This window comes from Acinetobacter nosocomialis NIPH 2119 (assembly GCF_000368085.1).
Classification (GTDB): Bacteria; Pseudomonadota; Gammaproteobacteria; order Pseudomonadales; family Moraxellaceae; genus Acinetobacter; species Acinetobacter nosocomialis.
The window spans coordinates 3,065,237-3,079,849 of sequence record NZ_KB849239.1; the positions used below are offsets into that span (position 1 = coordinate 3,065,237).

At 40.8% G+C, this 14,613-nt stretch carries 8 protein-coding genes, 2 tRNA genes, 2 rRNA genes and 1 pseudogene; 5 read left to right on the forward strand and 8 right to left on the reverse strand.

What is annotated here, in order from left to right; translation table 11 throughout:
• Positions 1-126: 126 nt before the first annotated feature.
• The 6 genes from F984_RS18155 to F984_RS18180 form a co-directional block, all read right to left on the reverse strand.
• Positions 127-3,017, reverse strand: a 23S ribosomal RNA gene (locus F984_RS18155).
• A 348-nt stretch (positions 3,018-3,365) separates the two neighbouring features.
• Positions 3,366-3,441, reverse strand: a tRNA-Ala gene (locus tag F984_RS18160).
• A gap of 55 nt (positions 3,442-3,496) precedes the next feature.
• Positions 3,497-3,573: transfer RNA gene (locus F984_RS18165), tRNA-Ile, on the reverse strand.
• A 59-nt stretch (positions 3,574-3,632) separates the two neighbouring features.
• A 16S ribosomal RNA gene (locus F984_RS18170) occupies positions 3,633-5,170 on the reverse strand.
• The 16S and 23S rRNA genes sit together here with 2 tRNA genes alongside, the layout of an rRNA operon.
• 390 nt (positions 5,171-5,560) lie before the next feature.
• Complete coding sequence (locus tag F984_RS18175; RefSeq protein WP_004711225.1) at positions 5,561-6,118, reverse strand: peptidylprolyl isomerase; 558 nt, start codon at positions 6,116-6,118, stop codon at positions 5,561-5,563.
• A gap of 147 nt (positions 6,119-6,265) precedes the next feature.
• The gene (locus tag F984_RS18180) at positions 6,266-7,336 is read right to left on the reverse strand and encodes an alpha/beta hydrolase (RefSeq protein WP_004711227.1); all 1,071 of its coding nucleotides are present in this window, start codon (positions 7,334-7,336) and stop codon (positions 6,266-6,268) included.
• Between the two features lie 210 nt (positions 7,337-7,546).
• Between F984_RS18180 and F984_RS18185 the strand changes: the two genes are divergently transcribed.
• Positions 7,547-7,873, forward strand: coding sequence for a hypothetical protein (locus F984_RS18185; protein WP_004711230.1), 327 nt, complete (start codon positions 7,547-7,549; stop codon positions 7,871-7,873).
• A 170-nt stretch (positions 7,874-8,043) separates the two neighbouring features.
• Here the strand turns inward: F984_RS18185 and F984_RS18190 are convergent, their stop codons facing one another.
• A complete protein-coding gene (locus F984_RS18190; RefSeq protein ID WP_002051903.1) occupies positions 8,044-8,274 on the reverse strand; it encodes a hypothetical protein in 231 nt (76 codons plus the stop codon).
• A 390-nt stretch (positions 8,275-8,664) separates the two neighbouring features.
• A complete protein-coding gene (locus tag F984_RS18195; RefSeq protein WP_004711232.1) occupies positions 8,665-9,531 on the reverse strand; it encodes an MBL fold metallo-hydrolase in 867 nt (288 codons plus the stop codon).
• 107 nt (positions 9,532-9,638) lie between these two features.
• Between F984_RS18195 and F984_RS18200 the strand changes: the two are divergent.
• The 4 genes and pseudogenes from F984_RS18200 to F984_RS18215 all read left to right on the forward strand — a co-directional run bounded on the left by F984_RS18200 (position 9,639) and on the right by F984_RS18215 (position 14,589).
• A pseudogene (locus F984_RS18200) lies at positions 9,639-10,566 on the forward strand (LysR family transcriptional regulator).
• A gap of 128 nt (positions 10,567-10,694) precedes the next feature.
• Complete coding sequence (grpE, locus tag F984_RS18205; RefSeq protein ID WP_002051954.1) at positions 10,695-11,249, forward strand: nucleotide exchange factor GrpE; 555 nt, start codon at positions 10,695-10,697, stop codon at positions 11,247-11,249.
• A 152-nt stretch (positions 11,250-11,401) separates the two neighbouring features.
• Complete coding sequence (dnaK, locus tag F984_RS18210) at positions 11,402-13,342, forward strand: molecular chaperone DnaK (RefSeq protein WP_004711235.1); 1,941 nt, start codon at positions 11,402-11,404, stop codon at positions 13,340-13,342.
• A 329-nt stretch (positions 13,343-13,671) separates the two neighbouring features.
• A complete protein-coding gene (locus tag F984_RS18215) occupies positions 13,672-14,589 on the forward strand; it encodes a matrixin family metalloprotease (RefSeq protein ID WP_004711237.1) in 918 nt (305 codons plus the stop codon).
• The last annotated feature ends 24 nt before the right edge of the window (positions 14,590-14,613 follow it).

Below are 14,613 nucleotides of genomic sequence, written 5' to 3' on the forward strand. Positions count from 1 at the left end.
AAATCTTTACAGACTGGGCTGATTGAATCTGACTGTGTTCATTTTAGCTAAGCGTTTAACTAAATCAAGTTGCTTTGTAGATTTATGAATCGATTGATGCTTTATATACAACTGCTTGGGTGTTGTATAGTCAAGCCTCACGAGCAATTAGTATTGGTCAGCTTCACATATCACTATGCTTCCACATCCAACCTATCAACGTCCTAGTCTCGAACGGCTCTTTAGAGGAATAAATTCCTAGGGAAATCTTATCTTGAGGTAGGCTTCCCGCTTAGATGCTTTCAGCGGTTATCCCTTCCGAACATAGCTACCCGGCGATGCGACTGGCGTCACAACCGGTACACCAGAGGTTCGTCCACTCTGGTCCTCTCGTACTAGGAGCAGATCCTCTCAAATTTCCAGCGCCCACGGTAGATAGGGACCGAACTGTCTCACGACGTTCTAAACCCAGCTCGCGTACCTCTTTAAATGGCGAACAGCCATACCCTTGGGACCTGCTTCAGCCCCAGGATGAGATGAGCCGACATCGAGGTGCCAAACACCGCCGTCGATATGAACTCTTGGGCGGTATCAGCCTGTTATCCCCAGAGTACCTTTTATCCGTTGAGCGATGGCCCTTCCATACAGAACCACCGGATCACTAAGACCTACTTTCGTACCTGCTCGACTTGTGGGTCTCGCAGTTAAGCGCGCTTTTGCCTTTATACTCTACGCGTGATTTCCGACCACGCTGAGCGCACCTTCGTACTCCTCCGTTACTCTTTAGGAGGAGACCGCCCCAGTCAAACTACCCACCAGACACGGTCCTCGTCCCGGATAACGGGACAGAGTTAGAACCTCAACATTACCAGGGTGGTATTTCAAGGACGGCTCCATTGGAACTAGCGTTCCAACTTCAAAGCCTCCCACCTATCCTACACAAGTAAGGTCAAAGTTCAGTGTCAAGCTGCAGTAAAGGTTCACGGGGTCTTTCCGTCTAGCCGCGGGTACACTGCATCTTCACAGCGATTTCGATTTCACTGAGCCTCTGCTGGAGACAGCGCCGCCATCATTATGCCATTCGTGCAGGTCGGAACTTACCCGACAAGGAATTTCGCTACCTTAGGACCGTTATAGTTACGGCCGCCGTTTACTGGGGCTTCGATCAAGAGCTTCGCTTACGCTAACCCCATCAATTAACCTTCCAGCACCGGGCAGGCATCACACCCTATACGTCCACTTTCGTGTTTGCAGAGTGCTATGTTTTTAATAAACAGTTGCAGCGGCCTGGTTTCTGCGGCTGTCATCAGCTCAGGAAGCAAGTTCCATCACCAACAACAGCGTACCTTCTCCCGAAGTTACGGTACCATTTTGCCTAGTTCCTTCAGCAGAGTTCTCTCAAGCGCCTTGGTCTACTCGACCTGACCACCTGTGTCGGTTTCGGGTACGATTCCTGTGTAACTGAAGCTTAGAGACTTTTCCTGGAAGCATGGTATCAGCCACTTCGCTGTACAAGTACAGCTTGCTATCGGATCTCAGTATAGAGTACCCCGGATTTGCCTAAGATACATACCTACATCCTTCCACCTGGACAACCAACGCCAGGCTGACTTAACCTTCTCCGTCCTCTCATCGCATTACACAGAAGTATTGGAATATTAACCAATTTCCCATCGACTACGCCTTTCGGCCTCGCCTTAGGGGTCGACTCACCCAGCCCCGATTAACGTTGGACTGGAACCCTTGGTCTTTCGGCGAACGGGTTTTTCACCCGTTTTGTCGTTACTCACGTCAGCATTCGCACTTCTGATACCTCCAGCATACTTCTCAATACACCTTCATCGGCTTACAGAACGCTCCCCTACCACTTGACTAATGTCAAATCCGCAGCTTCGGCACATAGTTTTAGCCCCGTTACATCTTCCGCGCAGGCCGACTCGACTAGTGAGCTATTACGCTTTCTTTAAAGGGTGGCTGCTTCTAAGCCAACCTCCTAGCTGTCTATGCCTTCCCACATCGTTTCCCACTTAACTATGATTTTGGGGCCTTAGCTGGCGGTCTGGATTGTTTTCCTCTTGACTACGGACGTTAGCACCCGCAGTCTGTCTCCCGGATAGTACTCATAGGTATTCGGAGTTTGCATCGGTTTGGTAAGTCGGGATGACCCCCTAGCCGAAACAGTGCTCTACCCCCTATGGTATTCGTCCGAGGCGCTACCTAAATAGCTTTCGGGGAGAACCAGCTATCACCAGGCTTGATTAGCCTTTCACCCCTATCCACAAGTCATCCCCTGGCTTTTCAACGACAGTGGGTTCGGTCCTCCAGTTAGTGTTACCCAACCTTCAACCTGCTCATGGATAGATCGCCTGGTTTCGGGTCTATACCCAGCAACTAAACGCCCTATTAAGACTCGATTTCTCTACGGCTCCCCTATACGGTTAACCTCGCTACTGAATATAAGTCGCTGACCCATTATACAAAAGGTACGCAGTCACACCACGAAGGTGCTCCCACTGCTTGTATGCATGCGGTTTCAGGATCTATTTCACTCCCCTCACAGGGGTTCTTTTCGCCTTTCCCTCACGGTACTGGTTCACTATCGGTCAGTCAGGAGTATTTAGCCTTGGAGGATGGTCCCCCCATATTCAGACAAGGTTTCACGTGCCTCGCCCTACTCGTCATCATTATGTGTGCCCTTTCGTGTACGGGAATATCACCCTCTACGTTCGCACTTCCCAGAGCGTTCCACTAAAACACACATAACTTAATGGGCTGATCCCCGTTCGCTCGCCGCTACTGAGGGAATCTCAATTGATTTCTTTTCCTAAGGGTACTGAGATGTTTCACTTCCCCTCGTTCGCCTTGCAACACTATGTATTCATGTTGCAATACCTACCTTAAAGTAGGTGGGTTCCCCCATTCAGACATCTCCGGATCAAAGGATATTTGCCGCCTCCCCGGAGCTTTTCGCAGGCTATCACGTCTTTCATCGCCTCTGACTGCCAAGGCATCCACCACATGCACTTAATTACTTGACTATACAACCCCAAACAGTCGATGTTACCTACAAGTTAGTAACTTCAACATTTCAGTTTAGAGCACTGTGTATTTAAACACTGTACAGCTTCAATCTAAATTCATATACCAAAACGCTTGATTCAGTTAATTTGCTAGTTCTCAATTAACTCCAAGATCAGAATTACTTCATCTCTCTTTGTTATTGAGTGAACAATTTATTTCAGACTCAATTTTGCCAATCTGTTAATGAATAAACATGCCTTCATCAGGTCATGCTTAATACTGTGATACTTAAATCACAGAAGTTAATAAATCAAGACCGAAATCTCTATTTACTAATTTCTGTAATCCGAACTTATCTTAAGTTCTGGTGGAGACTAGGAGAGTCGAACTCCTGACCTCCTGCGTGCAAAGCAGGCGCTCTACCAACTAAGCTAAGTCCCCAGCTTACATCATCAGTCATGTATCTTTTATCTATAACTTTAACCAGTCAAAGTCATGGTGGGTCTGACAAGACTTGAACTTGTGACCCCACGCTTATCAAGCGTGTGCTCTAACCAACTGAGCTACAGACCCTCAGATACATCTATGAAGAACAACTTGTTGTGGATTCTTACCAATCGTCAATCTTTCGTTAAGGAGGTGATCCAGCCGCAGGTTCCCCTACGGCTACCTTGTTACGACTTCACCCCAGTCATCGGCCACACCGTGGTAACCGCCCTCTTTGCAGTTAGGCTAGCTACTTCTGGTGCAACAAACTCCCATGGTGTGACGGGCGGTGTGTACAAGGCCCGGGAACGTATTCACCGCGGCATTCTGATCCGCGATTACTAGCGATTCCGACTTCATGGAGTCGAGTTGCAGACTCCAATCCGGACTACGATCGGCTTTTTGAGATTAGCATCACATCGCTGTGTAGCAACCCTTTGTACCGACCATTGTAGCACGTGTGTAGCCCTGGCCGTAAGGGCCATGATGACTTGACGTCGTCCCCGCCTTCCTCCAGTTTGTCACTGGCAGTATCCTTAAAGTTCCCGACATTACTCGCTGGCAAATAAGGAAAAGGGTTGCGCTCGTTGCGGGACTTAACCCAACATCTCACGACACGAGCTGACGACAGCCATGCAGCACCTGTATGTAAGTTCCCGAAGGCACCAATCCATCTCTGGAAAGTTCTTACTATGTCAAGGCCAGGTAAGGTTCTTCGCGTTGCATCGAATTAAACCACATGCTCCACCGCTTGTGCGGGCCCCCGTCAATTCATTTGAGTTTTAGTCTTGCGACCGTACTCCCCAGGCGGTCTACTTATCGCGTTAGCTGCGCCACTAAAGCCTCAAAGGCCCCAACGGCTAGTAGACATCGTTTACGGCATGGACTACCAGGGTATCTAATCCTGTTTGCTCCCCATGCTTTCGCACCTCAGCGTCAGTGTTAGGCCAGATGGCTGCCTTCGCCATCGGTATTCCTCCAGATCTCTACGCATTTCACCGCTACACCTGGAATTCTACCATCCTCTCCCACACTCTAGCTAACCAGTATCGAATGCAATTCCCAAGTTAAGCTCGGGGATTTCACATTTGACTTAATTAGCCGCCTACGCGCGCTTTACGCCCAGTAAATCCGATTAACGCTTGCACCCTCTGTATTACCGCGGCTGCTGGCACAGAGTTAGCCGGTGCTTATTCTGCGAGTAACGTCCACTATCTCTAGGTATTATCTAAAGTAGCCTCCTCCTCGCTTAAAGTGCTTTACAACCATAAGGCCTTCTTCACACACGCGGCATGGCTGGATCAGGCTTGCGCCCATTGTCCAATATTCCCCACTGCTGCCTCCCGTAGGAGTCTGGGCCGTGTCTCAGTCCCAGTGTGGCGGATCATCCTCTCAGACCCGCTACAGATCGTCGCCTTGGTAGGCCTTTACCCCACCAACTAGCTAATCCGACTTAGGCTCATCTATTAGCGCAAGGTCCGAAGATCCCCTGCTTTCTCCCGTAGGACGTATGCGGTATTAGCATCCCTTTCGAGATGTTGTCCCCCACTAATAGGCAGATTCCTAAGCATTACTCACCCGTCCGCCGCTAGGTCCAGTAGCAAGCTACCTTCCCCCGCTCGACTTGCATGTGTTAAGCCTGCCGCCAGCGTTCAATCTGAGCCATGATCAAACTCTTCAGTTAAAATCATTTTGCACCTTATTTATAGACAAGGTGCCAATTCTGGCTCATCAATTACTGACTTAAATTTCGCTCAAATAAACTTCGAGTAATTTAAACCAATCAATCAATGAAAATTATTTCGATTAATCAATCAGTAAAAATCCACACAAGTTGTTCTTCAATTCTCTTAATGATTTTTCTGCTCCTCGTCAGAGACAGATCCAACACAATACTAAGCTTTTATCTTAACCCTGTAAGCTAAGATATTCTCGTGTATCGCGTCGGGATGAGTGCATTATAGGGAAAAAAAACCGGTACGCAAGCACTTTTATAAATATCCATGCTCGACCGGTTCTTTTTCAGTCAAATAAATTTAAAAAATAATTTAAGTTATTGATTCATATATTTAATTTATTTTCCCATTGTTTTGATCTTTATATCTACAATCTTTATAGGCTGTTTTGGTACGTTTTGATGCATGCCATAGTTTGATGTAGGAACCTGAACAATACGGTCTACTACATCCATTCCTTTTACAACTTTACCAAAAACGGCATATCCCGGATTTCCCGGTGAACGGTTAAGAAATTTATTATCTGCGACATTTATAAAAAATTGGCTAGTAGCTGAATCTGGATCTGATGTACGAGCCATCGCTAAAGTACCACGTGTATTTGCAATACCATTTCCTGCTTCGTTCTTAATAGGTGCTCGTGTTGTCTTTTCCTGCATATTTGCAGTCATGCCACCCCCTTGTGCCATGAAACCAGGAATCACACGATGAAAAATTGTTTCTTTATAAAAACCAGACTTTATATAGCTTTTAAAGTTATTCACACTAATCGGTGCTTTATCGTCATACAACTCTATTTCGATGTTGCCTAAATTTGTTTGCATCTCAACTAAGCTATTAGCCCATACTGAGTGACTACTTAGACCTAGACAAAACAACATCAATAACTTTTTCATATTTTCCTACAATAAGTTTTATAAAAAGATAATTATTAAATTTAATCACCTACAGCGAAGAATTCTAGTGACTATTTATTAAGAATTTTTAAGTCTATTTGTTTATTTAATCCATGTTCCACGTGAAACATGGATTATTGAATTTACTTAACTATTTTTATCCCAAAATTTTCTGAAGTTTTTACTAATTTCGATAGTATGACGTTTGGCTTTTCTAGAAATTGGAGTCAGGTTAATAAAACCATGAGTCTGTTCCGGAAACTCTTCGTAATACATTTTTACGCCATTTTGTCTTAATTTATGACTATATATTTTCGCTTCATCATGTAGGACATCATGTCCAGCTGTAATCACAAAAGCTGGTGGATTTTTCTTTAGGTTGCCATAGGTGGGTGAAATAATTGGATCATCAAGTTCTACATTATGCTGAGTTGCATAATATTGTGTGACGTAATCAATATCGGTATTTGTTAAAACCAATCCTTCGTTATAGGCATAAAAAGAAGGATGTCTGCTTTTAAAATCTACTGTTGGATAGATAAGTAATTGTGCTTGTGGTGCATAAGCTTTATTTACTGATCTTTGCGCTACAACAGTACTAATATTTCCTCCTGCACTGTCCCCTGCAACCGCAATTCTATTTTTTAATATTTTTAATTGTCTGCGATTTTGATAAACCCATGCTAATGCATCTTCACATGACTGAATTAAATGTTGTGGTGAAACTTCCGGAGCAAGAGGATAGTCGATACTGAGGACCTGTACTTTTGCATATTTTGCTAATAAACGACAAACTTCATCATGAGTATCTAAACCACCTACAACAAAACCACCCCCGTGATAAAACACGATTAATGGCAGTTTCTTATTAGGAGCCGGATGATAATGTCTGGCAAAGATTGTGCCGCTTTGTAGTGGAAGACGAATATCTTCTACTGATTCAATATAAGTTGGTTTTTGACGTATGGCCTGCATTTGTGCATCAAACATTCTTCTTGATTGAATCGGATCAGAGCCAATGAAACCCACTCTCCCCTGTTTGATTTGCACAGCCATCATGCATTTCGTAAATGAATCGAGATCTGGGTATTGATAAGAATATCCTAAAATTTTAGCGAGAGACTCTTGGGCTAGTCGGGGTAACCTATCAAGTGCTCGAGCAGCAGGGCCTTGTCCCTTATCTAGCAATGTTTGAATTTTTTGATTAAATGCTGTCATGCCTGTCTCCTTGAATCCCTCTTATCCTTCATATTTTCTACAGAATTCTTTGTTGTTTGACTATATTCGCATACAACTCATGCAATCAAGATACAAAGGTAAAAACCAATCTACGCTAATCTGATTTATAGCAAATGTCATTAACAAATCTGTCGATTAAAACAGGACTTTTTTGCCAATTATTGTTAACAGACAAAAAGAGGGACTGCTATGTCAGCAAAACTAGTTGTTACTATGTTAGCAACCAGTCTTTTAACTGTAGGCTGTGTTGCTTATCCAGATGATCCTTATTATCGTGGTGGCGGATATGGTTACCATGATCATGATCGTCGCTATGATCGTGATGATCAACGTCGATATAATGATTGGGAACGAAAACGTTGGGAAGAGCGTCAACGAGTATATGAACAACAACGTAAAGACTTTCGTGAACAAGAAAAAAATCGTCGTGAATGGGAAAAAAGGCACCGTGATTGGGATAAAAAACGGGTAGAAAATCGAGATCATGATCGTCGAGATTATCGTCACGATGATTAAGCTCACTAAGATATAAAAAGCCCCAAAGAGATAAGTCTTCTGGGGCTTTTTTGAGGAATATAAATTCTCTCTAATTTATAGAAAAATGAGTAGCAGCTCATTTCATATATGTATCGGCATCATGAACATATATGTTCTATAAACTCATATCTCTTATTTTTAGCAGCGTATTACTGAGCAGTTGCAGAACCTGAAACTGAACCAGAAGCACCAGCGTCTACTTGACCAGGTTGTGCTTGACCAGAAACACCTGCGTCGATGCCAGCACCAGCATGTACGCCAGATGGGCTAGCACTTGTTTGAGCAGAACCAGAAGCGTTTAAACCAGCTTCTGATGCACAACCAACAGCTGTAAGAGCAACACCAGCAAGTACTACAGAGATAAGACCTAATTTTTTCATGATTGCTTTCCTTTCATTACGACAAACGTTTAAATGCAAAGTTCATCTTCGCGCTGCCTATAATTCACAATTTTTTTTTCTGACGTGCGTATCATTGGTTGTCTTTTGTAGTAATAGAAGTACAAATTCTGCAATTTTTTATTAAATTCAATTTTTTTATATGACCAACCTAATTTATAAATTAAACCATAGATAAACGATTGTTTAATTTTATCAATTTTTTCTTTTCATTTTGCTTGGCCGTTATATTTAAAATTTTTCCATTTATAGAAACGCTATATAAGGTACGTAGACTGTTACAGAGCTTTTTGGCCCTTAAAAGTGGTTTTTCATAAAAAAGCCGCGAATGATCACGGCTCTTTTAAAAGTGAATACGGTTTAAATGTTAAATTATGGCCACTGCATTTCACCTTTTACGACCTTAGCCCCTAACTCTAAGCTATCCACGCTTTGAAGTGTTGGATATTGCTTTTGCATGAGTTTGCTCAACTCAGTAGCATTTTTAGTTGCTTTAGCTGCTTTTTCATAGCTATTTAAATAATTAATTGAAAAGTTAACAGCATCTAGGCCTTGTGGTGCACCTTCTACCATATGAGCAGGTACAACAATTTTAGGTTGAAGGGCTTTAATGCTTTCTAAAGATTGAATGACTTCCACACGATCTTTGGTTTTAGGGGTATCGGCCATCCATAAATGAATGCCTGAAGATACCGGAATACCACCCACGACTGCTTTTGCAGAAGGAACCCATAAATAAGTAAGCTCTTTTTTACCTTTAATCTCGATTGATTCATTCTCAAGTTTTAAAGTTTTAGCAGTGTAAGCTTGAGGCACAATAATTTGGCTAGGTGCATTTGCACCCATTTGTGGCCCCCAATATTTAACTTTAAGCGCTTGAGTATCCTGAATATGCTTTACTGTTTCCGGCGTAGCAATGATCTGTACATTCGGGAAATACTGTTTAAATACGTCTAAGCCGAAATAATAGTCCGGGTCACCATAGCTTACAAAAATAGTTTTTAATGTTTTACCGCTATCAAGAATATTTGCAGCAATACGTAAAGCTTCAGATTTTGAAAATTGTGCATTAACCAATAAAACTTCCTTATCCCCTTCTATTAAGGTTGAAGTCACACCGAAGTGTTCTGGTTTAGCAAGAAAACTCTGAATTTTCAGTTCTTGAGCAAAAGCTGACTGAGCCATGGTTAATGCTGTAGCAGTAGCCAGTGCGGAAGCGGTTAATTTAAATAATTTCATTAGGTATTCTCCTGTTTCATGAAGAACACTTTAAATTGCAATTTATGTAAGATAAACGCACTAATTTAAGATAAACTGTTGCATATATTGTAATAATAGCTAGACATATGGATACTTTAAAAGCGATTCAGGTCTTTGTTTCTATTGCACAACATGGCAATTTGACCAAAGCAGCCGAGCATCTTAATTATTCTCGTGCCATGGTTTCGCGTTATCTTGAACACCTTGAGCATACGTTCTCAACTCGACTTTTCCAAAGAAATACCCGAAAAATATCTCTTACTCCAGCAGGTGAGAAAGCTCTACTCTACTGTGAAAATATTTTACAACAGCAGTTACTCTTACAAGAACTCGCTGCACCTGAGCAGCATAATGGGACAATTCGTTTTACGTGCGGTTTATTTTTGTTTGAACTGGGGGTAGCAGAATGTATTCGACAGTTTAAACGTCAGCATCCACATATTGATTTTGATGTTTACTTAACTGAAAACACCATGGATCTTATCGATGCACAAGTAGACTTGGCGTTACGTATCACTCAAAAGGTGGCCGATGGTTTAATTGCACGACCCGTTTGTCAAATCGAGTCTGTGTTCTGTGCTCATCCTGATTATTTGAAACAGCACAGTCCCCTGCTCCATCCTCGTCAACTTATTCAACATGAATGTATTGCTCATCACAGCCAACATCAATACTGGACACTTTTTGATAATGAACAACAGCCTCAGAACTATCCTTTAAATGTCACTTTTAAAAGTAATGATGTGAATGCGCTTTACGATATGTGCTTACACGCACAGGGAGTCGCAATGTTACCTACTTTATTAGTGGAGAAGGATTTAAAAGAAAAACGTCTAACTCCTTTATTTAAAAACTTTACGGCCCCTGAGTTAAGTTTGTCGGTCGTGTATGCTTCTAGACAGCATTTACCTCGAATTACTCAAGAATTTATAGCTTTTATGATTGAAAAGCTGGATTTTTACTTAAAACCGCAAAATTAAAGCTTTAAATTGCCGTGTACGCTTGAATTTTTAGGCAATGCCCATACTTCATCCCTATTAATGAATTACAGCATATGCATGGCAGTTCAGGTTTTACGCAGTAAATACTGATGCCAAAAAGGACTGTACATGTTTAAAAACCCATTTAAACGGAGATCATCAATGGCTAATGAGCAAAATGAGCAAGCTCAAGACATTCAAAATGAGCAAGCTGAGCAATCTAACGAGCAAACTCAGGCTGAAAGTGTAGAGCAAGCAAACGACGTTACCGTTGAATCTTTACAAGCGCAAATCACCAAACTAGAAGAAAATCTTAAGCTTGAAAAAGCTCGTACTGCTAATGCAGTTTACGAAGCACAAAAAAGCGTAGAGCGTATTCAACGTGAGTCTGAGAAACATAAAGAGACTGTACTTGAAAAATTTGCCAAAGAATTGTTGGACTCTGTCGACAATTTAGAACGTGCAATTCAGGCAGCTGGTGGTGAAGAAACACCTGTACTTGAAGGTGTTAAGTTAACCTTAAAGTCACTGTTAACGACTCTTGAGAAATTTGGTGTTGTAGAAGCTGATACTCAAAATGGTTTCAATGCAGATTTACACCAAGCTGTTGGCATTGACCCAAATGCCAAAGCCAATGAAATCGGCACCGTTTTACAAAAAGGCTATACCTTAAATGGTCGCTTGTTGCGCCCTGCTATGGTTATGGTTGGTCAATAAAATGAGCAAAAGCGAAGCATCGCTTCGCTAAAAGCACAAAATTTGAGAGTTTTTTGATTTTTTTTCATAAAAATGCTTGAAAAAAACCGATTGACTCTCATATCGAATAACAAGCAAAAACATTGCAACAGAATTTTAGAGGAACACACCAAATGGCGAAAATTATTGGTATTGACTTAGGTACTACCAACTCATGTGTTGCTGTACTTGAAGGCGATAAAGTAAAAGTAATCGAAAACGCTGAAGGCGCACGTACAACTCCATCGATCATTGCTTATAAAGATGGCGAGATCTTAGTTGGCCAAAGTGCTAAGCGTCAGGCAGTAACAAACCCTAAAAATACATTATTCGCGATCAAGCGTTTAATTGGTCGTCGTTATGAAGATCAAGCAGTACAAAAAGACATCGGTCTTGTACCGTATAAAATCATCAAAGCAGATAATGGTGATGCTTGGGTTGAAGTAAACGATAAAAAATTAGCACCTCAACAAATCTCTGCAGAAATCTTGAAAAAGATGAAGAAAACAGCAGAAGATTACTTAGGTGAAACAGTAACTGAAGCGGTAATTACCGTTCCTGCTTACTTTAACGATGCTCAACGTCAAGCAACTAAAGATGCGGGTAAAATCGCTGGTTTAGATGTTAAACGTATCATTAACGAACCAACTGCTGCTGCACTTGCGTTCGGTATGGATAAAAAAGAAGGCGACCGTAAAGTTGCAGTTTACGACTTAGGTGGTGGTACATTCGACGTATCTATCATTGAAATCGCGGATCTTGATGGCGACCAACAAATTGAAGTGTTATCAACTAATGGTGATACTTTCCTTGGTGGTGAAGACTTTGATAACGCATTAATTGAATACTTGGTTGAAGAATTCAAGAAAGAACAAAGTGTGAACTTGAAAAATGATCCACTTGCGTTACAACGTTTGAAAGAAGCTGCTGAAAAAGCAAAAATCGAGCTTTCTTCATCAAATGCAACAGAAATCAACCTTCCATACATCACTGCTGATGCTTCTGGTCCTAAACACTTAGTGATCAACGTAACACGTGCAAAACTTGAAGGTTTAGTTGCTGATTTAGTTGCTCGTACGATTGAACCTTGTAAGATTGCACTTAAAGATGCTGGTCTTTCGACTTCTGACATCTCTGACGTAATCTTGGTTGGTGGTCAGTCTCGTATGCCGCTTGTACAACAAAAAGTACAAGAATTCTTCGGTAAAGAGCCACGTAAAGACGTGAACCCTGACGAAGCAGTTGCTATCGGTGCTGCAATTCAAGGTGCTGTATTATCTGGTGACAAGAATGACGTATTACTTCTTGACGTAACACCATTAACTTTAGGTATTGAAACAATGGGCGGTGTATTAACACCAATCATTGAGAAAAACACGACGATTCCTGCGAAGAAATCACAAGTGTTCTCTACTGCTGCTGACAACCAACCAGCTGTAGATATTTCAGTTTACCAAGGTGAACGTAAGATGGCTCAACAAAACAAATTGTTGGGTAACTTCCAATTAGGCGATATCCCACCTGCTCCACGTGGTGTGCCGCAAATTGAAGTATCGTTTGACATCAACGCTGACGGTATCTTGAAAGTATCTGCGAAAGATAAGAGCACTGGTAAAGAGCAATCGATTCAGATTAAAGCAAACTCAGGTTTGTCTGATGCTGAAATCGAAGCAATGATTAAAGATGCTGAAGCGAATGCTGAAGAAGACCGTAAGTTTGAAGAACTTGCAAAAGCTCGTAACGAAGCTGATGCATTAATTTCAAGCTCGAACAAAGCTGTTAAAGATCTTGGTGACAAAGTGACTGAAGATGAAAAAACAGCGGTAAGCACAGCAGTTTCTGAACTTGAAGCAGCAACTAAAGAAAATGATGTTGAAGCGATCAAAGCGAAAACTGAAGCTTTACAAAACATTTTGATGCCGATCACTCAACGTGCTTATGAACAAGCACAACAAGCTGGTGGTGCTGAAGGTTTTGATCCTAATGCATTCCAAGGCGGTGATGCTGGTCAACAAAAAGCTGATGATGGCGTTGTAGATGCTGAATTTACAGAAGTAAAAGATGACAAAAAATAATTTGTCTCTTTAAAAAGACCGCGCGAAAGCGCGGTTTTTTATTATTTACAAAAAAAAACAATTATTATTTTTATATCAATTTGGTTGTTTTGTCGTCAAAATAGCTAATTATTAAAACTAACTATTTATTATTTATAATTATTTCAAAAAATTAAAATCACTGTTATTAAATCCATTTATTTTTACATTAATGCCAAATAAATAGATTTATTCATTCCGTTTCTTTAGCAAGATCACAAAATGATCGCCTTCTTTGGTCTCCTTTATCACTTTGACGAATCTAAATTACTTACTAACAATAAGAATTTATTTATATTTTTATTTTTGCCATGAAAAAATTTCTATGGTGGGGAATAAGCTTTTACTTAAGTATGAGCTTACACACAGTTGCTTTAGCTCAAAACCATTTATCAACTATTTCTTTTAATCAACCTCTAAAATACAAGATTGATTATATAGATCCACGCTTTCATATTACCAAGGAACAATTTGTTCAAATTGGCAAAGAAGCTGCTGAAATTTGGCAGAAAGAAACTGGAAAGACTTATTTTATTTATGACTCACAAGCAGAGCTTACAATTAATTTAGTATTTGATGATTATCAAACTGCTCAAAATGAAAGAAAAATTAATATAAATAAGTTATTACAGCAGCAGGAAGAATGGCGGGAGGAAAATAAAGCTGTTCTTTTATCTAAACAACAAATAGAGGAGGAAACTACTCTTTTGAATGAAGCCAAAGTCCAGCTTAATAATAGATTTGAACAATATCAAAAGGATGTAACTATCTTTAACCAAGGAAATGTTGGGAAATTTAATCAAGCTGATTTAATTAAACGTCAAGCTGAGCTAACCAGATTATCATTAGATTTAAAAACAAAATTTTCTCATCATAGTAATAAAATAGAAACTCTTAATGCGCAAATTAAGCAAATAAATCAACATCAAAACATGCTTAATCAAGCTATCAAGGAATTTAATTTAAGCACAACTGATCGTCCTGAGACTTTTCATAAAGGCTTATTTAGTCAAAATCAAATTCAGATTTATGGCTTTAATTCATTTGATGATTTGCGTTTAACACTTGCCCATGAATTTGGACATGCATTGGGACTAAAACACACTACTGACCCTAAATCTTTGATGTACCCTCGTTTAAAGGAACAAGATATTCATAACTTCAAATTAACACATTCAGATTTAGATTTACTGAGTTCAACTTATAGTTCAAATGACAAAAATCATTAAAACTAACTGATTAAATAAACTAAA

What these genes read in the sequence shown, in the direction of transcription:
- F984_RS18175 (WP_004711225.1), bottom strand. Translation starts at nt 6,118, where the DNA reads ATGAAAAAGTTATTGATGTTGTTTTGTCTAGGTCTAAGTAGTCACTCA.
- F984_RS18180 (WP_004711227.1), bottom strand. Translation starts at nt 7,336, where the DNA reads ATGACAGCATTTAATCAAAAAATTCAAACATTGCTAGATAAGGGACAA.
- F984_RS18195 (WP_004711232.1), bottom strand. Translation starts at nt 9,531, where the DNA reads ATGAAATTATTTAAATTAACCGCTTCCGCACTGGCTACTGCTACAGCA.
- grpE (WP_002051954.1), top strand. Translation starts at nt 10,695, where the DNA reads ATGGCTAATGAGCAAAATGAGCAAGCTCAAGACATTCAAAATGAGCAA.
- F984_RS18190 (WP_002051903.1), bottom strand. Translation starts at nt 8,274, where the DNA reads ATGAAAAAATTAGGTCTTATCTCTGTAGTACTTGCTGGTGTTGCTCTT.
- F984_RS18185 (WP_004711230.1), top strand. Translation starts at nt 7,547, where the DNA reads ATGTCAGCAAAACTAGTTGTTACTATGTTAGCAACCAGTCTTTTAACT.
- dnaK (WP_004711235.1), top strand. Translation starts at nt 11,402, where the DNA reads ATGGCGAAAATTATTGGTATTGACTTAGGTACTACCAACTCATGTGTT.
- F984_RS18215 (WP_004711237.1), top strand. Translation starts at nt 13,672, where the DNA reads ATGAAAAAATTTCTATGGTGGGGAATAAGCTTTTACTTAAGTATGAGC.